The organism is Streptomyces albireticuli (assembly GCF_021228125.1).
Lineage (GTDB): Bacteria > Actinomycetota > Actinomycetes > Streptomycetales > Streptomycetaceae > Streptomyces > Streptomyces albireticuli.
The window spans coordinates 119435-139141 of the sequence record NZ_JAJQQS010000018.1 but is presented as its reverse complement, the minus strand read 5'-3'; the positions used below and the strand labels follow the sequence as shown (position 1 = coordinate 139141).

17 protein-coding genes and 2 pseudogenes are annotated in these 19707 nt (G+C 74.6%); 9 read left to right on the top strand and 10 right to left on the bottom strand.

The genetic code is table 11. The features are described 5' to 3' along the window. The first annotated feature begins 101 nt into the window (after positions 1–101). Complete coding sequence (locus tag LUZ64_RS28440; RefSeq protein WP_143593270.1) at positions 102–500, top strand: protease inhibitor I42 family protein; 399 nt, start codon at positions 102–104, stop codon at positions 498–500. Positions 501–568: 68 nt separating this feature from the next. On the opposite strand, the gene LUZ64_RS28435 is transcribed toward LUZ64_RS28440, so the two are convergent. Further along, entirely contained in the window at positions 569–1555 is a 987-nt protein-coding gene (locus LUZ64_RS28435; protein WP_095582483.1) for an aldo/keto reductase, read from the bottom strand. Positions 1556–1777: 222 nt separating this feature from the next. Between LUZ64_RS28435 and LUZ64_RS28430 the strand changes: the two genes are divergently transcribed. Beyond that, positions 1778–3088 carry an aminotransferase class V-fold PLP-dependent enzyme gene (locus LUZ64_RS28430; protein WP_095582484.1) on the top strand — a complete coding sequence of 437 codons (1311 nt, stop codon included), beginning with the start codon at positions 1778–1780 and terminating at the stop codon, positions 3086–3088. Between the two features lie 12 nt (positions 3089–3100). Here the strand turns inward: LUZ64_RS28430 and LUZ64_RS28425 are convergent, their stop codons facing one another. Continuing rightward, positions 3101–3994: an alpha/beta hydrolase gene (locus LUZ64_RS28425; RefSeq protein WP_095582485.1), complete on the bottom strand. Its 894-nt coding sequence runs from the start codon at positions 3992–3994 to the stop codon at positions 3101–3103. A 293-nt stretch (positions 3995–4287) separates the two neighbouring features. Here LUZ64_RS28425 and LUZ64_RS28420 point away from each other — a divergent pair, with 293 nt between their 5' ends. Beyond that, positions 4288–5121 (top strand): maleylpyruvate isomerase N-terminal domain-containing protein, encoded by an 834-nt coding sequence (locus tag LUZ64_RS28420; protein ID WP_095582486.1) that lies wholly within the window; start codon positions 4288–4290, stop codon positions 5119–5121. Positions 5122–5494: 373 nt separating this feature from the next. Further along, entirely contained in the window at positions 5495–6658 is a 1164-nt protein-coding gene (locus tag LUZ64_RS28415) for an AAA family ATPase (RefSeq protein WP_095582487.1), read from the top strand. A gap of 23 nt (positions 6659–6681) precedes the next feature. Here the strand turns inward: LUZ64_RS28415 and LUZ64_RS28410 are convergent. The 3 genes and pseudogenes from LUZ64_RS28410 to LUZ64_RS28400 form a co-directional block, all read right to left on the bottom strand. After that, positions 6682–6855: pseudogene (locus LUZ64_RS28410) on the bottom strand (alpha/beta hydrolase); the annotation flags it as partial. 94 nt (positions 6856–6949) lie between these two features. Then, positions 6950–8341, bottom strand: a complete 1392-nt coding sequence (locus tag LUZ64_RS28405; protein ID WP_095582488.1) for an amidase — start codon at positions 8339–8341, stop codon at positions 6950–6952. Next, positions 8328–8537, bottom strand: a complete 210-nt coding sequence (locus tag LUZ64_RS28400; RefSeq protein ID WP_095582489.1) for a hypothetical protein — start codon at positions 8535–8537, stop codon at positions 8328–8330. The genes LUZ64_RS28405 and LUZ64_RS28400 overlap by 14 nt, the downstream gene beginning before the upstream one ends. A 200-nt stretch (positions 8538–8737) precedes the next feature. On the opposite strand from LUZ64_RS28400, the gene LUZ64_RS28395 reads away from it, so the two are divergent. Beyond that, a complete protein-coding gene (locus LUZ64_RS28395) occupies positions 8738–9667 on the top strand; it encodes an MBL fold metallo-hydrolase (protein WP_095582490.1) in 930 nt (309 codons plus the stop codon). Here LUZ64_RS28395 and LUZ64_RS28390 read toward each other — a convergent pair. Further along, entirely contained in the window at positions 9651–10223 is a 573-nt protein-coding gene (locus tag LUZ64_RS28390) for a TetR/AcrR family transcriptional regulator (protein ID WP_095582491.1), read from the bottom strand. The genes LUZ64_RS28395 and LUZ64_RS28390 overlap by 17 nt on opposite strands. A gap of 148 nt (positions 10224–10371) precedes the next feature. Next, complete coding sequence (locus LUZ64_RS28385; RefSeq protein ID WP_211305080.1) at positions 10372–10953, bottom strand: TetR family transcriptional regulator; 582 nt, start codon at positions 10951–10953, stop codon at positions 10372–10374. A gap of 104 nt (positions 10954–11057) precedes the next feature. Here LUZ64_RS28385 and LUZ64_RS28380 point away from each other — a divergent pair, with 104 nt between their 5' ends. After that, positions 11058–11996: an oxidoreductase gene (locus LUZ64_RS28380; protein ID WP_095582493.1), complete on the top strand. Its 939-nt coding sequence runs from the start codon at positions 11058–11060 to the stop codon at positions 11994–11996. A gap of 130 nt (positions 11997–12126) precedes the next feature. Here LUZ64_RS28380 and LUZ64_RS28375 read toward each other — a convergent pair whose 3' ends face one another. Then, on the bottom strand, positions 12127–13074 hold the full coding sequence (locus tag LUZ64_RS28375) for a LysR family transcriptional regulator (protein ID WP_095582494.1): 948 nt from the start codon (positions 13072–13074) through the stop codon (positions 12127–12129). A 69-nt stretch (positions 13075–13143) separates the two neighbouring features. Here LUZ64_RS28375 and LUZ64_RS28370 point away from each other — a divergent pair. The 3 genes and pseudogenes from LUZ64_RS28370 to LUZ64_RS28355 form a co-directional block, all read left to right on the top strand. Continuing rightward, a pseudogene (locus LUZ64_RS28370) lies at positions 13144–14037 on the top strand (EamA family transporter); the annotation flags it as partial. A gap of 642 nt (positions 14038–14679) precedes the next feature. Continuing rightward, the gene (locus tag LUZ64_RS37280; protein WP_170116814.1) at positions 14680–17457 is read left to right on the top strand and encodes a helix-turn-helix transcriptional regulator; all 2778 of its coding nucleotides are present in this window, start codon (positions 14680–14682) and stop codon (positions 17455–17457) included. 164 nt (positions 17458–17621) lie between these two features. After that, positions 17622–18239 (top strand): RICIN domain-containing protein, encoded by a 618-nt coding sequence (locus LUZ64_RS28355; protein ID WP_095582496.1) that lies wholly within the window; start codon positions 17622–17624, stop codon positions 18237–18239. Positions 18240–18341: 102 nt separating this feature from the next. Here the strand turns inward: LUZ64_RS28355 and LUZ64_RS28350 are convergent, their stop codons facing one another. Both LUZ64_RS28350 and LUZ64_RS28345 read right to left on the bottom strand, forming a co-directional pair. Further along, positions 18342–19112 (bottom strand): hypothetical protein, encoded by a 771-nt coding sequence (locus LUZ64_RS28350; RefSeq protein ID WP_095582497.1) that lies wholly within the window; start codon positions 19110–19112, stop codon positions 18342–18344. Between the two features lie 112 nt (positions 19113–19224). Continuing rightward, complete coding sequence (locus tag LUZ64_RS28345; RefSeq protein WP_170116806.1) at positions 19225–19461, bottom strand: hypothetical protein; 237 nt, start codon at positions 19459–19461, stop codon at positions 19225–19227. Between the last annotated feature and the right edge of the window lie 246 nt (positions 19462–19707).

The window sequence follows — 19707 nt, the reverse complement described above, 5'->3', positions numbered from 1 at the left end:
CCGCTGAACGCACCCGCCCCTCGGGCTCCGGGAGGGAGGCTGGTGCGCGTCGTTCCGACCCGGTATGTGACGCCGGGACGTGGGAGCCCTGAGGGGGAACCTTGAAAGCAGTCAGGTGTCTGATCACTCCGCTCGCCGTGGCGCTGGCGCTGACGGCGGGGACCGCTTCCGCCGAGGCGCCCGCCAAGCGCGTGGTGCTCACGAACCCCGACAGCGGGAGAGCCGTGGAGGTGTCCCTCGGCGACGACATCGAGGTGCGCCTCGAACGCTATTACGAGAAGTCGCGCACGTACACCTGGGACGCCCCGCAGACCAGCGACGCCGCGGTGCTCACGCGGACGAAGGGCGCCGTGACGGCGGACGGCAGCGCCGCCGCGGTGTTCCGCGCGAAGAACCAGGGCGTCGCCACGATCAGCGTCACCCGCAAGTGCCGCCCCGACGACGGTCACATCTGCCCTCTGATCATCGTGCCGTGGAAGGCCAAGATCAAGGTGAAGTGACGCGTGCGCCGGGTCCCCGACCGCCGCTCACCGATGCCCGCGCCGTGGCACCGGTGGGCGGCGGGGGCTCACCTGCCGACGAACGTGAGGTGGGTGGCGTCGTAGCGGGTGCCCGCGATCTCCTCGGCCGGCGCGGCGGCCTCGATGGCGGCGAGGTCCTCCGGGGTCAGCTCCACGGCCAGGGCCGCGACGTTCTCCTCCAGGTAGCGCTGCCGCCGGGTGCCGGGGATCGGCACCACGTCGTCGCCCCGGTGCTGCACCCAGGCCAGGGCGAGCTGGCCGGTGGTGACGCCCTTCGCCGCGGCCAGCTCGTCGAGCTTCGCCACGACGGCCAGGTTCCGTTCGAGGTTGCCGTCGGCGAAGCGCGGCTGGGTGCGCCGCAGGTCGGTCGCCTCCATCCCCTCGACGGACTGGTACTTGCCGGTGAGGAAGCCGCGTCCGAGCGGGGAGAAGGGGACCAGGCCGATGCCGAGCTCGCGGCAGACCGGGGCGGTCTCCGCCTCCAGATCGCGGGTCCACAGCGACCACTCGCTCTGGAGGGCGGCGATCGGGTGCACCGCGTGCGCCCGCCGGATGGTGCCCACGCCGGCCTCGGACAGCCCGAGGTGGCGGACCTTCCCCTCGCGCACCAGCTCGGCCATGGCGCCGACGGTCTCCTCGATCGGCACCTCGGGGTCGACGCGGTGCTGGTAGTAGAGGTCGATGTGGTCGACCCCGAGCCGGCGCAGCGACGCCTCGCACGCCTGGCGCACATAGGCGGCGTCGCCGCGGATGTGGACGGGCTCGCCCGGGCGGTTGGCGAAGCCGAACTTCGTGGCCAGCACCACCTCGTCGCGGCGCCCGGCGAGGGCCCGGCCGACCAGCTCCTCGTTGTGCCCGGCGCCGTAGACGTCGGCGGTGTCCCAGAGCGTCACCCCGAGGCCGAGGGCGTGGTGCAGGGTCGCGATCGACTGTGTGTCGTCCGCGGCGCCGTAGGTGTGGCTCATGCCCATGCACCCCAGGCCCTGCGCGGAGACGGTCAGATCACCCAGGCGGCGGGTGGGGACGTCGTTCATGCTGCTGCCTCCTGATCTCGGAATCATCTGTTCAGGACGCTAGGCGCTGGAGTGCGCTCCAAGTCAAACGGGCTCTGTACACCCGCTCTTGGACGGTGACGGGCCCGCCGTCCGCGTGCGGACGGATCGCCGCCGCCGTCCGGACACTCCCACGAAGCCGTGCCGCCTGTGATTCTGGAGGCGGTCCCGCTCCACCGACTCCTCACCCCTGGAGGTTGTTCGATGGTTCTGCCCAGACGTCATGTGCTCGCCTCGTTCGGTGCCGTCGCCACCACCCCCGTGGCGGCCCGGGCCGGGGCGGAGGAGCCGCCCCCGCTCACCGTCCCCCGGGGCGCCCGGCCCGGGGAGATCGCCCGGGACGAGGGATTCTGGCGCGCGGTCGCCCGGCAGTACCGGGTGAGCCGGGAATTCGTCAACCTGGAGAACGGCTACTACGGGATCATGCCGGAGGTCGTACGCCGCGCCAACGCCCGCAACGTCGAGCGCCTCAACTCGCTCAACTCCTATCTCCTGCGGACCACTTACAAGGCGGAGGCCGAGGAAGTCAGGAAGCGTACGGCCGCCGTCGCCGGCGTGCCCACGGAGGAGATCGCCCTCACCCGCTGCGGCACCGAGGCGCTCCAGAACCTCATCGGCGGCTACAACCGGCTTCGGCCCGGCGACGCCGTCATGTACGCCGACCTCGACTACTACAGCATGCAGTACGCCATGAACTGGCTGAAGGACCGCCGCGGTGCCCGGGTCGTACGGATCGCCCTCCCCGAACCGGCCACCCGCCAGGCCGTGCTGGACACCTACGCCGAGGCGCTGCGCGCGCACCCGCGCGTCAGGCTGCTGCTGCTCAGCCACATGAACAACCGCACCGGCCTGGTCACCCCCGTGCGCGAGATCGTCGCCGCCGCCCGGGAACGGGACGTCGATGTGATCGTCGACGCGGCGCACTCCTGGGGGCAGCTGGACTTCACCCTCCCCGATCTCGGCGCGGACTTCGTCGGCCTGTCCCTGCACAAATGGATGGGCGCGCCGCTCGGCACCGGCTTCCTCCACGTCCGCCGGGACCGGCTGGCCGACATCGACCCCGTGTTCGCCGACGAGACCTACCCGGTCACCGACATCCGCTCGCGCGTCCACTCCGGGACGATGGACGTCGCACCCGTCCTCTCCGTGCCCACGGCGCTGGACTTCCACCGGGCCCTGGGCGGTGGCCCGGTGAAGGAGGCCAGGCTGCGCTATCTGCGCGACCGCTGGGTCGGCGCGGCACGGGACCTTCCAGGCCTGGAGGTGCTCACCCCCGACGAGCCCGCGATGTACGGGGGGATCACCTCGTTCCGGGTCACCGGCCGGACCTCCGAAGCGGACAACACCGCCATCGCGAAGTATCTCTTCGACGAGTACAAGATCTTCACCGTCCGTCGTGGCGGCCCGGTGAAGGGCGACTGCGTCCGGGTGACGCCCGCGCTCTTCACGGGGGCGGCCGACATCGACCGGTTCACCGTCGCGCTGCGGGACGTCTCCCGGCGGTTCCGCCCCTGACCGGCCGGCCTCTCAGCGCTCCGGGGAGCGGCCGGCCGGCGCGCCGAGCAGGTGCTCCGTCTCGGTGACGACGATCGCGGGTTCGGTCGTGGGAACCATGTGGTCGGCCTGCCGGGCGAGGACGTGCCGTCCGCGCGGCGACTGCCGTACCCGGTAGGCGTGGGACGCGTTCACGGACTCGCGGGCCCGCGCGCTCATGCCGGGGGTGGGCCGGGTGGCGGAGATGACGGTGACGGGGATGTCGCCGAGCCGCGGCGGCTGTGCGAGCAGGGCCCGCAGGTCGGCCTCGACACGGGCCTGTTCGGCGCCCATGGTGCGCACGGCCCCGACGGTGAACGCCTCGGCGCGCATGTCGGCGGCGGCGTCGGGCGGCAGGGCGGCGGTCACCTTGCGGAAGAGGAGGCCGAACACCTTGAGGTGGGCGAGCACCATGGATATGCGGTAGCGGGTCTTCTCCAGACTGCGGATGGCGGGTTCGAAGAGCAGGTCGCACGCCTCGTCCGTGGGGTCCACCAGGACGAGGCCCGCGATCCGACCGGGGCGGGCCGCCGCGGCGAGGCGCACGACCGGGCCGCCCCAGCTGTGCCCCACCAGTACGAAGGGGCCCGGGCCGAGGTGGTCGAGCAGGTCGCCCAGGTCGTCGGCGAGCCTGGCGAGGGGGCGACGGCCGGACGGGTCCGGGGCACTGCGGCCGAGACCGCTGCGGTCGTAGACCACCGCCCGGGCCGAGCCGGCGACGGCCCGCTGGACGAGTGCCCAGTACGAGCGGGGCGAGGCCAGGCCCCCTTCGAACACCACGGTCGCGCCCCCGCCGCCGGCCGGCCCCGGATGTTCCATGAAGAACAGCTCGCGGCCGTCACGGGTCCGTGCGGTGCCGGGTGTTCCCTGGCTGTGCTGTCGCTGCATGGTGACCGTCCTCAGAAGCGGGTCAGGCGAGCCGTTCGACCGAAGGGGACTTAGGTTAGCCTAAGTTGCCGGTGGGATCCCGGTAGCGGCCCGGTCCCGCCCGGCCGGGCGTTCCCGTCGGTGGCCGGTGGCCGGTGGCCGGTGGCCGCCGGGCCCGGCCGGACGTGGCCGCGGGCTCGGCCCGTGGAGACGCCCCTTCCACGGAGGCGAACGGCCGCTCGCCCGGCCGCGCCGGCAGGCAGGCCGGAGATATCCGCACGCGTCGGCGCACGCCCCTCGCTACCTTGGTCGCCATGAACCCTTCGAGCGGTGAGAGCCCCGAACGCTACGCGCGGCACTGCGCCGAAATCATCGCCCAGACCGACCTGTTGAGAAACCACCTCTCCGGTGCGGACCTCGCGTCACCCGTGCCCTCCTGCCCGGGCTGGGACCTCGGCAGGCTGCTGCGGCACCTCGGCGCCACCCACCGCTGGGCCGGGACCGTCGTACGGACCCGCGCCACGCTGCCCGTACCCGACACCGAGGTGAACCATCCGCCCGAGCGCCCCGGCGACGGCGCCGAGGAGCTCGGCGCCTGGCTCGCCGAGGGGGCCGGGCGGCTCGCGGACGCGCTGCGCGCCGCCGGGCCCGGCGCGGCGGTGTGGACCCCCGGACCCGGCGGGACGTCCGGCTTCTGGGCCCGCCGCATGGCGTACGAGACGGCCCTGCACCGCGCCGACGCGGCCCTGGCCGTCGGCGTGGGGTTCACCGTCGGCTCCGGGGCCGCCCTGGACGCGCTCGACGAGTGGATGGAGTTCGGCGTCCTGCCGGAGGCCGTGGATCCAGGGCCCGGTGGGCCGGGGCTGCTCGGACCCGGCCGCGTCCTCCGCTTCCGGGCCACGGACGCCCCGGCCCACGAGCCGGGGGAGTGGCTGGTCGACCTGACCGGTACGTCCGCGACCTGGCGCCGCGCACGCTCCGCCGAGGTCACGGCGGACGCGGCGGTGTCCGTGCGCGGCCCGCTGGCCGGCCTGCTGCTGTTCGTCTACCGGCGGCCCGTCCCGGCCGGGAGCGTCGAGGTCACCGGTGACGCGCCGCTGCTGGATCTGTGGCGGAAGCGGGCGGGCTTCTGGCTGGAGGAGGAGTGAGCCCGGCCCCGCGCCGCGGTCAGGAGCCGCTGCCGGCCGGCTTGTGCTCGTACGCCAGCTTGGGGAAGTCCCAGGTGTGGTCCAGGACCCGGACCCCGAAGACGCCGAGCTTCGCGAGGAACGAGCCGGTGAGGTCGGCTCCACGTCACGAGTCCCGCCCCCGGGCGGGATCCGCCCCTCGGCCACCGGCTCACCGAACCCCGGATCCGGTGCGGGGATCAAGGAGGATCCGTCTATGGGGGAGTAGCGAGGAGCTACGTCGGGCAGGCGTCGCGGGGCGGTCGGGGCGGGCGGCGGGATCGCCCCGAGGTGCGATGTCAGACCCCCTTGGCAGACTGGCCGAAAGATCCACCGCAAGGTACGAGAGGCCCGGATGCTCACCACCCTCGCCGTCGAGAACTACCGATCCCTGCGCCGCCTGATCGTCCCGCTGGGCCGGCTCAACGTGGTCACCGGTGCCAACGGCACCGGCAAGTCCAGCCTCTACCGGGCGCTGCGGCTGCTCGCCGACTCCGCCCGGGGCGGGGCGGTCGCGGCGCTGGCCCGCGAGGGCGGGCTGCCCTCCACCCTGTGGGCCGGCGAGCGGCGGGGTGCGGGCCGTGCGGAGCCCGTTGGCCTCCGCCTCGGCTTCGCCGGCGACGAGTTCGGCTACGCGGTCGACTTCGGGCACCCGATACCGACCTCCGGCGACCGGGGCGCGCCGTCCATGTTCAACCTCGACCCGGAGATCAAGCGGGAGTGCACCTGGGCCGGGCCCGTGCTCCGGCCCGCCGCCCTGCTCTCGGACCGCTCCGGCCCCGCCGTGCGCACCCGCGCGGCGGACGGCTCGTGGCACCGCACGGTGAACGGCGTCCGCCCCTACGACAGCATGCTCGGCGCGCTCGCCGACCCCCGGCTCGCCCCGGACCTGCTGCGGCTGCGGGAGCATCTGCGGTCCTGGCGGTTCTACGACCATGTGCGCACCGACGCGGGGGCGCCCGCACGCGGGGCGCGGATCGGCACCCGTACCCCCGTCCTCGGCCACGACGGCGCGGACCTCGCGGCCGCGCTCCAGACGATCCGTGAGATCGGCGACCACGACGCCCTGGACGCCGCCGTGGACGCGGCGTTCCCCGGCAGCCGGGTGGAGATCGCCGACGAGAGCGGCCGGTTCGAGCTGCGGCTGCGGCAGCCGGGCCTGCTGCGTCCGCTCGGCGCGGCCGAGCTCTCCGACGGCACCCTGCGGTACCTGCTGTGGACCGCGGCGCTGCTCACTCCGCGCCCGCCCGCGCTGCTCGTCCTCAACGAACCGGAGTCCAGCCTCCACCCGGACCTGCTGGTCCCGCTGGCCGAACTGATCCTCACCGCGAACCGGGACACCCAGATCGTCGTGGTCACCCACGCGCCGGACCTGGCCGCCGCCCTCGCCCGCGGCGCCCGGCACCACCGGCTCGACGTCAACTCCCTCACCCTGGTCAAGGACGACTCCGGAGAGACCGGGGTCGCGGGCCGGGAGGGCCTTCTGGACGAGCCGCTGTGGCACTGGCCCAAGCGCTGACGCCCCGGGCACCGCACGGCACCGGCCGTCGGCATCGTCAGCCGGTTGCCGGCCGCCCGGTCCGCCCGGTCGTGGTCCGTGCCGGCACCCGCCGAGGCGCGGTGGTCCGCGACGATCGAGGGCACCGCGTTCCGGCAGGCGTCGAGGTAGGCGGCGCGGACGTCGGCGCGGACGTCGGCGGGGATCGCCCGCGGATCCACCGGACGGGTCCGTCCCCGACCGCGGCTCCGGTGCGTGCCCCCGTGGCCGTACGCCCGGAGGGGCCGGGCCCGCGGCCGTACGGGGCGGAGGCTACGCGGCCGGGGCCAGGCCGAGGGCGGTGCCGGTCAGCTCGTAGGCGTGGCCCACGCGCAGCACCGTGGCGTCGCCGAACGGCTTCCCCATGAGCTGCATGCCGATCGGCATGCCCGCCGTGTCCCGGCCGACGGGGACGGTCAGCGCGGGGACACCGGTGATGTCGGCCGGCGCCGACAGCCGGACGTACGCGTCCGAGACGCTTTCCACCTCGCCGTCGCCCCAGGTCACGGAGGACCGGCCGGCCTTCACCGCGGTGAGCGGCACGGTCGGTGCCGCGATCACGTCGACGTCCTCCAGCATCTCCAGCCAGGCCTGCCGCATGAGGGTGCGGGCGCGCTGGGCCCGCAGATAGTCCCCCGCGGTCATGAGCTCGCCCGCCTCCAGGAGGACGCGGACGTCCGCCGCGTAGAGGTCGGGCACCGCCCGCAGCGTCCGCTCGTGATAGGCGGACGCCTCGGGCACCATCAGCCCCCACTGCGTAGCCTGGATGTAACGCGTCATCGGGATCTCGACCTCGACGGCACGGGCGCCGAGCTCCTCCAGCCGCTCGATCGCCCGGCGGACGGACGCCTCGACCTCGGGATCCACCCGGTCGAAGTAGTAGTTGCGCGGCACTCCGACCCGAAGGCCCGTCAGATCCGTGCCGGGGCCCGGGCGGTAGTCCACGGCCGGGGCGGCGACGGAAGCGGGGTCGCGCGGGTCGTGTCCCGCCAGGGCGGCCAGTACCAGCGCCGCGTCCTCCACCGTGCGGGTGAGGGGCCCCACGTGGTCGAGCGACCAGGACAGCGAGGTCACACCGTACCGGGGCACCAGCCCGTACGTCGGCTTCAGTCCGACGACGCCGTTGAGCGAGGCGGGCACCCGGATCGACCCGCCGGTGTCGGTGCCCAGGGCGAAGGTGGCCGCCCCGGCGGCCACGGCGACGGCCGAACCGCCGCTGGAACCGCCGGCCACCCTTCCCAGGTCCCAGGCGTTGCCGGTCTGAGGGGTGGTCAGCCCGTAGGCGAACTCGTGGGTGTGGGTCTTGCCGACGAACGCCGCGCCGGCGGCGGTGAGCCGTGCGGCGACGGTGCTGTCCGCCTCCGCCCGGTGGTCCGCCCGTACCCGGGAGCTCGCCGTGGTGGCCGTCCCGGCCACGTCGATGAGGTCCTTCAGCCCGGCGGGTATGCCGTGCAGCGGCCCCCGGAGGAACCCTCCGGCGATCTCGTCCTCGGCCCGGCGCGCCGCTCTTCGCGCGGGGCCCGCCGTCACCGTGGTGAAGGCCCGCAGGCGCGGCTCGACGTGCTCGATGCGCTCCAGCACCGAGTCGACCAGTTCGACGGGTGAGAGCCGCCGGGTGCGTACGGCCTCGGCCGCTTCGGCCACGGTCAGTTCATACGGACGCATCGTGTCGCTCCCCTCCCGCGCGGTACGCGGTGGCCGGCGGTGTGTCGCCGAAGTCCAGCTCGCGCAGGACCGAGACGACGGAGTGGATGTGGTCGGCGGTGAGCGCCACTTCGGCGTGGCGGTCCGGTGCCAGGGGCAGTCCGGACCGCGCGGCCCAGCGGGCGGCTTCGGGCGGGGTGAGATCTGGGGCGGGCACGGGCTGTCCTTCCCTCGGGTGTCGGCCGCCGCGCTAAAGCTAACGGCTTGCGTTAGTCGAAGGTAGAGCCTACGGTCAGTTAAAGCAAACCAATTGCTTTTGATGTCAAGTCCGGTCGCCTCCGCCCGCTTTGGGCGGGAGGGGCGGCCCGGTCGTCCCGTCCGGGCGCCCGGCCCTCCGCAGACGAGAGAAGTACGCCCATGCGCACGACGCAGCCCACCGAGCCGGCCCCGCCCGGCGCCGCCGCCCGCTGGACCGTCGGGGACATCACCGTCCACCGCGTCGACGAGACCCCGCTGCCGCCGGAGACCGGTGCGTGGCTGCTGCCGGCCGCCACCGCCGATGTGGTCGCCGGACACGAGTGGCTGCGGCCCGACTTCGCCGGCCCGGACGGCGTCCTGCGCGTCGACAGCCACAGCTTCGCGCTGGTCGTGGATGGGCTCCGGGTACTGGTCGACACCGGGGTCGGCAACGGCAAGACGAGGGCGAACCCGGCGTGGCACGACCTCCGCACGGACTACCTCGCGCGCCTCGCGGACGCCGGATTCACCCCCGGGAACGTCGACCTGGTGGTGCTCACCCATCTGCACACCGACCACGTCGGATGGAACACCCGGCTGGTCGACGGGGAATGGGTGCCGACGTTCCCCCACGCGCGCTACGTGACCTCGAAGGCGGAGTACGACTTCTGGGCCGCGTACGACATGGACGAGGCGCGGCGCGCCATGTTCGCCGACTCCGTCCTTCCGGTCGGACGGGCGGGCCTGCTCGACCTCGTCGACGTACCGGACGGCGGGCTCGACATGGCCGACGGCCTGCGCCTGGTGCCCGCGCCGGGCCACACACCCGGACAGGTCGCCGTCGAGGTGCGCAGCGGTGGCGCGGTGGCGCTCATCACCGGGGACTCGCTCCACCACCCCGTGCAACTGGCGCACCCGGGGATCGGCAGCTGCGTGGACATCGACCCCGTACGGGCGGAGGAGACCCGCCGCGCGCTGCTCGCCCGGCTCGCCGGGACCGGCGGGCTCGTCCTCGGTACGCACTTCCCGCCGCCGACCGCGGGCCGTGTGGTCACCGAGGGGGACGCCTACCGGCTCGAAGCCGTGCCCGGGGTCAGCGGCCCGCGCTGAAGCCCTCCAGCGCCTCCTCCGCGAGACGGTGCGCGTACGCGCCGGTGAGGCCGTCGGGGCGGAACAGGATCCGGTACATCACCGGCGCCACGACCCGGTCGATCACGGTGTCGACGTCGGGGACGTCCTCGCCGCGCTCCACGGCGCGGGCGAGCACGGTGCCGATCTGCTCCGCCGCGTAGTCCGAGCACCGGCCCGCGTTGTCGCCGTCGGGGTCGCCCAGCAGGGCGTCGCGGAGATAGGCCCGCCCCGTGGGGGCGGCCATCTCCTCGAGGAACTGCTCGGCCCAGCTCCGCAGGTCGTCCAGCAGGCGGCCGTGGTCCTCCGGGGGGGCCTCCGGGCGGAGGCGCTCGACGGCGACGTCCGAGAGCAGTTCCTGGAGGTCGCCCCAGCGACGGTAGATCGTCGAAGGGGTGACGCCGGCGCGGGCCGCGATCATGGGAACCGTCAGTTCCGGGCGCCCGACCTCGGCCTGGAGCTCACGCACGGCGGTGTGGACCGCCTGCTGGACCCGTGCGCTGCGGCCTCCGGGGCGGACCATGGGTTTACGGCTCATGCGGCCACCCTAAAGCAAATTACTTGCGTCAGGCCGGGGTGGTGGCGGGCCGGACGGCCGCGCGGGATGCCACGGAATCCAAGCTTCCGGTGTCGGGCGCGCCGGTCGTGTCAGGCGTGCCCGGTGTGTGCCGGTCGTGTCGGGCGTGTCAGGTGGCGTCCAGCGCCGGGGCGATGACGGCGAAAGCGCGGTCGGTCAGCCCGGTGGGGTCCTCGGGCCTGTCGCCGCCGCTCCACCGGTGCAGGACGGCGTCGAAGGCGTTCAGCGCCATCCCGGCGGCAAGGCGCGGATAGAAGTCGGTGCCGGGATCGAGGTCCAGGCGGTCGGCCAGTTCCGCCGCCAGGTCGTCGCGCCACCGCGCCTGGTGCTCCAGGAAGCGCGCGTGCAGAGCGGGGGTGCGCAGGATCAGCCGGACGACCCGCAGTGCCCGGTCGCCGTGGTCGGAGCACGTGGTGAGGGGGACCCCGACCGCGTACCGCAGCGCCACCGAGGGGCGCTCCCCGGCGGGACGGGACGCCAGCTCCGCCCGGATGTCGGCGCCCATGCCGGCCAGGAACTGGACGACGACATCCTCCTTGGACGCGAAGTAGCGGAAGAACGTCCGCTTGGACACGCCGGCGGCCGTCGCGATCTCGTCGATGGTGACCGCGTCGAACCCCTTCGTCGCCAGGAGTTGCAGCGCTGCTTCGGTCAGCTCGTTCGAGACCAACTGCCGTTTGCGCTCGGCCATGCTCACTTCGGGGCGGGAACTCACCCGACGATGGTAACGCCATGCCTTGCGTGGCACCAAGTAGCGCCTTGACACCGAGTGACACGAGCGTCAATCTATGACGCATGACGAAGCATCAGCGATGGACCGCCGAGCAGATTCCCGACCAGACCGACCGGGTGTTCCTCGTGACCGGAGCCAACAGCGGCCTCGGCCTGGCGACTACTCGGGCACTCGCCCGCCGGGGCGGACATGTGATCCTCGCGGTGCGCGACAGGGAGAAGGGCCGCCGGGCGGTCGCCGGCATCACCGCCGAACAGCCGGACGCCAGCCTCGAAGTGCGCCGGCTCGACCTGGCCGACCTCGACTCGGTCCGGACCTTCGCCGACCGGCTGCGCGCCGACCACCCCCGGCTGGACGTGCTCGTCAACAACGCCGGTGTGATGGCGCCGCCCAGGACGCTGAGCGCGCAGGGCCACGAGCTTCAGTTCGCCTGCAACCACCTCGGCCACTTCGCGCTCACCGGGCTGCTGCTCGACACGCTGACCGCCGGGCGCGACCCCCGCGTGGTCACGGTGAGCTCGGTCAACCACCGCAAGGCGCGCCTCCGCTTCGACGACCTCGCCGGCGAGCGCGGCTACTCGCCCATGGGCTTCTACAACCAGTCGAAGTTCGCCAACGCCGTCTTCGGGCACGAGCTCCACCTGCGGCTGACCCGGGCCGGCAGCCCGGTCCGCAGCGTGCTCGCCCACCCCGGCTACACCGCCACCAACCTCCAGACGAGCGCGCCGACCGGCCTGTGGCGGGTCGTCTTCGGCCGGATCGGCAACCCGCTGTTCGCCCAGACCCCGGCCGAGGGCGCGCTGCCGCAGCTGTACGCCGCGACCGCCCCGGACGCGGAGGGCGGCCGGTTCTTCGGCCCGGACGGCACGGCCGAACTGCGCGGCGCCCCCACCCGGGTGGAGCTCGCCCCCGCCGCGGCCGACCGCGAGACCGGCAGGCGCCTGTGGGAGCTGTCGGAGCGTCTGACGGGTGTGCGGTTCGCGCTGCCGGCCCTCGCCTGACCCCGCGCGGCCCTTTCCCCTGCCCGCCCCTTCCCGTAACCGGGTACTTCGCCCCCGGGCCCCCCTTTTCCGTGCCGGCGCACGGTGTCCTCAATCGTCGGACAGGCTGAAGATCAGCCCTTCACCGGTGTCACCGCCGGGCGCCCCCGGTGGGCCCGGGAGGAGCGGCCGTCGCCACCCCGGTCCCGGACGGCGCGGCACACGGCGCCCCGGCTCGGGCGGTTCCGCCGCCGAGGACCTCGCGGGCGAGTGCCAGCAGGTCCGGGAGGGCCGGGTGCACCGGCCCCTCGCGCCAGGCCAGGACGACCGGGACCTCCGGCGCGTCTACGAGCGGGCGGTAGACCAGCGACGGGTGCATGTGGTTGCTCGGGGTGGCCGACGTGGAGACCCCCAGGGCGCGGCCCGCGGCGATGGCGATCAGCCACTCGTCGGTGTTGGTCACCTCGATCGCCGCGACGGGTCGCGTCGCCGGTGGCCACAGGTCCATCGTCGTGGTGCCGGAGACGGTGTTGAGGACGACCGGGCGGCCGGCGAGGTCCGCCAGGGTGACCTGGGGGAGTGCCGCCAGCGGGCTGTCCGCCGGCATGACCACCACCCGCTCCTCCGACAGCAGTGGTTCCGTGCGGAGTCCGGCCCAGGCGTCCGCGCCGCGCAGCACGGCCGCGTCGACCTTGCCCTGCGTGAGGCCCGCCGTACGGTCGTCGACGCGGAGCAGCTCCAGCGGGGTGCCGGGCCACGTCTCGTCCCAGCGGCGCAGCAGCGGGACGGTGTGGTCACCGAGCGCCGCCCAGGTGTGGCCCAGGCGCAGCGGCCAGCTCCGCAGGCCCCCGGGGTCGAGGGCGGTCTCGACGGCGGCGACCGCCGCGGCTGCCTTGTCGCGGAAGGTACGGCCCTCCGCGGTCAGTTCGAGGTGATGGGTGGAGCGGTCGACGAGGCGGGCGCCCAGGTGGTCCTCGAGCTGGCGCAAGGTGCGGGAGAGCGCGGGCTGGCCGAGGTGGAGGCGCGCGGCGGCGCGGGTGACGCTGCCCGCCTCGGCGATGGCGAGGAAGGCGCGCAGATGCCGCAGCTCGATGGTCATGCGTCGGAAGCATAACCGCGGGAGAACAGGCATTTCACGCCGAGTGGCCCGATCCCTACCGTGAAAGACATGACCTCCACGGTGCCCACCACCTCCCCGACGACGGCCGCGCCCGCCGTCCTCCGCCACGCCGCCGGACGCGGCACCCTCGGTGGCGTCGGCCTCGTCCTGGCCGGAACGCTGTCCGTCCAGTTCGGGTCGGCCTTCGCCGCACTGCTCTTCCCCCGGGCCGGGGCGCTCGGCACGGTCGCGCTGCGGGTGACGTTCGCCGCGCTGCTCCTGCTGGCCGCCGCCCGCCCCCGGCTCCGCGGCCACACCCGCGCCGACCGGGCGCTCGTCGTCTGCTTCGGCCTGGCGCTCGGCGGCATGAACATCCTCTTCTACCAGGCGATCGACCGGATCCCGCTCGGGGCGGCCGTCACCCTGGAGGTGCTCGGCCCCCTGCTGCTGTCGGTCGTCGTCTCGCGCCGCGCCGCAGGCCTGCTGTGGGCCGGCCTCGCGCTGGCCGGGGTCTTCCTGCTGGGCCGCGACGGCTTCGGCCGGCTCGACGCCGGCGGCGTGGCCTTCGCGCTGGGAGCCGGCGCGCTGTGGGCGGCGTACATCGTGCTCAACGCCCGCGCGGGCGCCCGGTTCCCGCGGCTGGACGGCCTGGCGCTCGCGCTGGCCGTCGCCGCGCTGGTCAGCCTGCCGCTGGGCATCGGGGCAGCGGGCGGGACGCTGCTGGAACCGGGGGTGCTGGGCCTGGGCCTGGCGATCGCGGTGATGTCGTCGGGCGTGCCCTACACCCTGGAGTTCCTCGCCCTGCGGCGGCTGCCCGCCGGGACGTTCGCCGTGCTGGCGAGCCTGGCACCGGCCGTCGCCGCGACGGCGGGCGTCCTGGTGCTGGACCAAGCGATGTCGCCGACGCGCTGGGCCGCCGTCGCGATGGTGGTCCTGGCGAGCGCGGGCGCGGTACGCACGGGCGGCCGCCGCACCGGGGCCTCGCCCGTCGCGGCGGGGGACCACCGGGCGGAAGCCTCGCCCGTCGCGGTGGGGGATCACCGGGCGGAAGCCTCGCCTGTCGCGGGGGTGAACGGTCCGGTTGTGGTCTCGCCTGTCGCGGGGGTGAACGGTCCGGTTGTGGTCTCGCCTGTCGCGGGGGTGAACGGTCCGGTTGTGGTCTCGCCTGTCACGGGGGTGAACGGTCCGGTCGTGGTCTCGCCCGTCACGGGGACGAACGGTCCGGTCGGAGCCTTGCCCGCTACAGGTGGTTCGGCCGGGGTCCTGTCTTCCGCGGGCGGTCCGTCCGAGGCCCCGCCTTCTCCGGACGGCCCGGCCGGAGTCCTGCCTTCTACGGGCGGTCCGTCCGGAGCCCGGCCCGCGGCGGAGGGCCCGCTCAAGGCCCGTCCCACCAAGACCCGTCCCACCAAGAACCGTTCCGCCGGAGCCCGGCCCGCCACGAGCCGCCCGGCCGGGGGCGGGGCCGCCCTTTCCGGCCGCCCTTCCGAAATCTGACTGAGGATCACCTCACTCGGGCCCGCCGGACCGCACAGGATGCACCACAGGCCCCCGCACCGCCCCCACAGGGGCCGGGGACCGGGCGCCGCGGGATTCGGGAGGGAACAGGTGACACCCATACGGACATTGGCCGAGCGTGAGGACGTGTTCCGGGCCGTGGCCGCGGCGGCGGCCCGGGCACGGGAGGGCCGGGGCGGCTGGCTGATGGTGGCCGCGCCTCCCGGCCGCGGCCGGACCGCCGTGCTCGACGAAGCGGTGCGGCGGGAGACCGGGGAAGGCCGCCTCCAGGCGCGGTGGGCCCGGTGCGCGAAGGAGGAGACCGCGTTCCCTTTCGCCCTGGTGCGCCAGCTCTTCCCCGCCGCCGAGGACATCCCGTTCGCCGAGCCGTCCGGCACGGAGGAACAGCGGATCTTCCACCGGCTCACGGACCTGCTGGCCCGCGCCGCCGTGCGCCGCCCCGTCCTGCTGGCCGTCGACGACCTCCACTACGCCGACGACGCGTCCCGGCGCTGGACCGGCTACCTGGCCCGCCGGATCGCGGGACTCCCCGTCCTGCTGCTGCTCACCGAATGCCGCGAACACCCCGGCATCACCGGGCTTCCCCCGTCCACGGGAACCGGCGTCCCGCTGCCCCCGCTCAGTACGAAAACCGTCACCCGCCTCGCACGCGCCCACGGCCTCACCACCGGGCAGGCCCGTACCTGCGCCGAGGCGACCGCGGGCAACCCCGCCCTGCTCCAGGCGCTCCTCGCCGACCTGGCCGAGGCCCCGGACCTGGCCGAGGTCCCGTACCTCGCCCACGGGCACCCGCCGGGCCACCCGTCCGAGACCGGTCCGAACCGCTACCGCGACACCCTCGTCCACTGGCTCCGGCACCACGCCGACCACCTCACCCGGCACCTCTGTCTCGCCCTCGCCGTCACCGCCCAGGGGCCCGGGGACGCCACCGGGCTGCTCCGGGAAGCCGCCGCCCTCTGCCCGGACGGGCGCACCGAACAGGTGGCCGGCGCGCCGCGCTACGCCGAGCTGTTGCGCCACCCACTGGCCCGGGCGGCCGTCCTGGCCGCGGCCGATCCCGGTGAACTCGACGCGCTCCGCACCCACGTCGCCCGGCGGCTCGACGAACAGGGCGCACCCGCCCACGCCGTGGCCGCCCACCTGCTCCGCCTCGCCCGTCCCGCGGAGCCGTGGATGACGCGGACGCTGGAGGACGCGGCAGAGGAGGCGTTACGGAACGGCGGATCCGCCGAGGCGGTCGCTCTGCTGCGGCACGCCCTCCTCGGCCCCCTCGACCCCGGCAGGCGCGCCGCCCTCACCCTGCGCCTGGGCACCCTGGAGTTCCCGCACAGCGCCGAGGCCGGAATCCGCAGGCTCCGGGCCGCACTGGAACTGCACCCGGACGTCCGCGAACGCGCCGCCGCGGCCCCCGTCCTCGGCGCGGCCCTCGCCGTCCGCGGCCGTACGGACACCGCTCTGCGCGTCCTGCGCCAGGCGGGCGGCGGCGCGGGCGACGACGAACCGGCCCACGTGCTGCGGGCCGTCGCCGCGCTCATCGCCTCCCACGACGCGACCGCGTGGCGCGACGCCGTCGCCGAGCTCCGGACCATGGCGCCCACCGCCCCCGCCGCCGTCGAACCGCTGGTCTGCGGCCTGGTCACCGAGTACGAGGCCGGAGCCGGACTGGTCTCCGCGGAAGAGGTCCTCGCCCGCGTCCGGCCCCGGCTGGCGGCACCCGTCCACCCGGTCCTGCGCACCGCCTGGCTGGGCAGCGCCGCCACCCTCCTGCAATGGGCGGACCGGCTGGAGGAGGCGCGGTCCCTCGCCCTGGAATGCCTGCCGGCCCCGCCCGTTCCGCCCGATCTCACCGACGTGGGCGTGCAGTGCCTGCTGAGCGTCAGTGCCGAGGCCGCCCTGTGGGCGGGTGACTTCCGGCGGGTCGTCGCCGAGAACCTGCCCCTGGTCGAGGCCTGCGCCGGGCAGGGCATCCGCATGCCCCACCTGATCTCCATGGTGGCCCTCGCCCGGCACGAACTCGGCCTGCGCGACCAGGCCCTGGAGATCCTCGCCGTGCCGGGCGAGGACCGCGCCGACAGTTCCTGGGAGTGGAACGAGCTCCGCTACGCGCGGGCGGTGCTCCGCGCCGCCGAAGGGCACTGGCGGGCGGCGCTCGACGACTACCTCGCCTGCGGCAGGGCCCAGGGCGCCCGGGACTTCGTCAGCCCCGTCGCCACCCCGTGGCGCTCCGGCGCGGCCCTCGCCCTGGCCCGTCTCGGCCGGGCGCCGGAGGCCCGGGAGCTCGCCGAGGAGGAACTGCGCCACGCGCGCCGCTGGGGAACCCCGCGCACGGTCGGCCGGGCGCTGCGGGCCCGTGCCGCGGCCCTGGGCGGACGGGAGGCGCTGGAGGCCCTCACCGAGGCCGCGGCCCTGCTGGACGGCGCGCCCGCGCCGGTCGAGCGCGTGGAGGTCCTGATCGACCTCGGCCGGGCCCGGGTCGCCGCCGGGCTCGGCCGCAAGGGCCGGGAGGACCTGCGCGAGGCCCACGCCCGGGCCGCCCGGCTGCCCGCGCCGGACCCGGCCGGCCCGGGTGACGTGCCCGTCACCGGCCGCCTCGTCCGCGAGACACGGCAGGCGCTGGCCGCCGTCGGCGTACGCGGCGCCCCGCACACGCGGACCGGCCGGGAGGCGCTCACCGCGGCCGAACGGCGCGTCGTCGCCCTCGCGGTCGAAGGACACTCGAACGCCGAGATCGGCGCGGTGCTCCACCTGGCCCGCCGCACCGTGGAGACCCATCTGACCAGTGCCTACCGCAAGCTTGAGGTGACGCGCCGGACGCAGCTCGCGGCGAGCTTGAACGGCGCTCTCCTCGACGTCGCGTCAGGTGGCTGAAAGGGCGGGCCGTGGTGCCGAGTTCGTGGACTTCCACGATGTCCGCCGCGGTGGCCCCGGGCATCGTGGGAACCGCGTCGGGCCGTCCCGTACGACCCGGTCGTCCCTTCCACACCAGCGGCACCGCCGCCGTTCACCGGTGCCCAGGACGAAAGGTTCTCACCATGATGTCCGCAACGCGCGCGTCCGCCAGAACCGCTCTCGTCGCCCTGCTCTCCGCGGCGGCGCTGTCCGTGCCCGTCACCGCCTCCGCCGGCACCGGGAGCGCTCCGGCCTCCGCCGGCACGACGGCCGGATCCGCTCAGGAGGCCGCGAGTCCGAAGGCCTTCGGACTCGCGCCCAACGAGCTGTGGGAGCTCCGCCGGCGCGACAACCGGTACGAGATCGCCAACCGCCACAGCGGTCTGTGTCTGAAGGTCAAGGGCGCCTCCAGGGACAACTTGGCCCCGGTGGTCCAGGACGAGTGCGGCACCGCGTCCGAGAAGCTGTGGAAGGCGGAGACGACGGACGGCGGGAGGTACATGCAGCTCCGCAACTCCTACTCGAACAAGTGCATGGACATCTCGGGCGGTGTCGCCCACTGGGGCGCCAAGATCATCCAGTACGACTGCACCGGCGCCCTGAACCAGAAGTGGTGGGACACCGACGGCCTCGACGCGAACCCGGGCTGGTGGGTCAGCGCCACCACCCCGAGCGGCGCCCCCACCTGGATGTGCCTGGACATGCCGGGGGCCGGCACGGCACCGGGCGCCCAGGCCGCGATGTGGGACTGCGTCAGGTAGGCCGGCAGTCCCTTCCCGCACGGGTTCCGCTCCGCACGGGGGCGAAGCGGAACCCGTGCGGAGCGGTGCCCGCGGTAGGCGAGGGAGGGGGCGGCCGTGCGGTTACGGCTCGATCGTGACCGGCTTCTCGGTGCGCAGGTCGCTGACGAAGCCGCCCTTGACCACGCGCATCCAGTACGAGTGCGCCCGGGCGGACGCGGGGATGTCGGGGTGGCGCTCCAGCTTGCGGTCCGCCGACGTGGCGCCGCCCGGGACGTCCCGCTGGAAGGTGTAGGGGTGCCAGATGCCGACCTCGCTGCTGTAGAACGGCTTGGTCTCCATCAGGGCGACCAGGTCGGGACTTCCCTGCGCGGGCTTCCAGTTGACGCGGACGGTGCCCGCGTCGAGACGGTCGACGGAGGTCACCGCCGGTGCCTTCGGGATCACCGAGGAGGCCGCGGGCTTGGCGTCGCCGCTGCGGATCGTCCGCGGCACGGACGAGTCGTAGCCGTCCGGGTTGTCCAGCCTGCCGGTGACGCGGAGCGCGGTGGGCGCCTGGGTCCGCCCGCCCGCGCACGCGTCGACCTGGGTGACCACGCGCCATCCGTCGGAGAACCGCACGAAGTCCTCCTTCTGGACGGGCAGCTCGCGGACGCCGCCGGCGAAGACCCCGCTCACGGAGTGGACGTAGCGGGAGTCGTCGGTGCGGACCACCTGGTAGCTGCACCCGTCCACGGCGGCGGCGCGCGCGTCGATCGCCGGCCGGGGCGACGTGGCGCCGGCGGCCGGACCGGCGGCGGGGGACGAGGCGGCTATGGCGGTGCCCGCGCCCGAGGCGAGGACCCCGAGGCTCAGCGCGCACGTGGCGACCGCGGTGGCGATACGAGAGGGCATGCATCCTCCGGTGACATCCGGCGGCTCGGGGGAGCCGACGAGCAAATGACGTACGGGGGCCGGACTTGATCGCGAACACCGGCCAGGACGGGACAGTACCGGCAAACGACGTTCAAGAAGAAGTCAAAAACCGGTAAAGCGAATTGGTCACCTCCCGCCCCACAAGGCCCGTACCACCTCCGCCAGCGCGTGGATCACCTTCACCCCGGGCGACGTGCGCCGCTACGCACGCGAGCGGTTCCGGGACCTGGCCGACCCGGACCGGCACGCCGCCCTGTTCACCACCCTGGTCGCCGACGCCGACGCCGACGCCGACGCCGACGCCGACGCCGACGCCGACCTCGACCACCTGGCCCGAACCCCGCTCATGGCCTCCCCGCTGTGCGGGCTCTACGCGAGCGAGCCCGGGCGGCCGGCTCCCCGAAGGGCGCACCGCGGTCTACACCCGGTACGCCGACCGGATCCACCGGCGCAACAGGGCCCCGCGCTGCGGACCCCTCGCGCACTAGGAGGCGCGGACGCGCGAGCGCGGCGACATGTCCTACGCCGGATTCGTCCTCGGCCTCGCCGCGAGCGCCGGAGCCGACCCGGGCCC

Coding starts and splice junctions, on each gene's coding strand:
- LUZ64_RS28435 (WP_095582483.1), bottom strand. CDS start 1,555: ATGAACGACGTCCCCACCCGCCGCCTGGGTGATCTGACCGTCTCCGCG.
- LUZ64_RS28430 (WP_095582484.1), top strand. CDS start 1,778: ATGGTTCTGCCCAGACGTCATGTGCTCGCCTCGTTCGGTGCCGTCGCC.
- LUZ64_RS28425 (WP_095582485.1), bottom strand. CDS start 3,994: ATGCAGCGACAGCACAGCCAGGGAACACCCGGCACCGCACGGACCCGT.
- LUZ64_RS28420 (WP_095582486.1), top strand. CDS start 4,288: ATGAACCCTTCGAGCGGTGAGAGCCCCGAACGCTACGCGCGGCACTGC.
- LUZ64_RS28415 (WP_095582487.1), top strand. CDS start 5,495: ATGCTCACCACCCTCGCCGTCGAGAACTACCGATCCCTGCGCCGCCTG.
- LUZ64_RS28405 (WP_095582488.1), bottom strand. CDS start 8,341: ATGCGTCCGTATGAACTGACCGTGGCCGAAGCGGCCGAGGCCGTACGC.
- LUZ64_RS28395 (WP_095582490.1), top strand. CDS start 8,738: ATGCGCACGACGCAGCCCACCGAGCCGGCCCCGCCCGGCGCCGCCGCC.
- LUZ64_RS28390 (WP_095582491.1), bottom strand. CDS start 10,223: ATGAGCCGTAAACCCATGGTCCGCCCCGGAGGCCGCAGCGCACGGGTC.
- LUZ64_RS28385 (WP_211305080.1), bottom strand. CDS start 10,953: ATGGCCGAGCGCAAACGGCAGTTGGTCTCGAACGAGCTGACCGAAGCA.
- LUZ64_RS28380 (WP_095582493.1), top strand. CDS start 11,058: ATGACGAAGCATCAGCGATGGACCGCCGAGCAGATTCCCGACCAGACC.
- LUZ64_RS28375 (WP_095582494.1), bottom strand. CDS start 13,074: ATGACCATCGAGCTGCGGCATCTGCGCGCCTTCCTCGCCATCGCCGAG.
- LUZ64_RS28355 (WP_095582496.1), top strand. CDS start 17,622: ATGATGTCCGCAACGCGCGCGTCCGCCAGAACCGCTCTCGTCGCCCTG.
- LUZ64_RS28350 (WP_095582497.1), bottom strand. CDS start 19,112: ATGCCCTCTCGTATCGCCACCGCGGTCGCCACGTGCGCGCTGAGCCTC.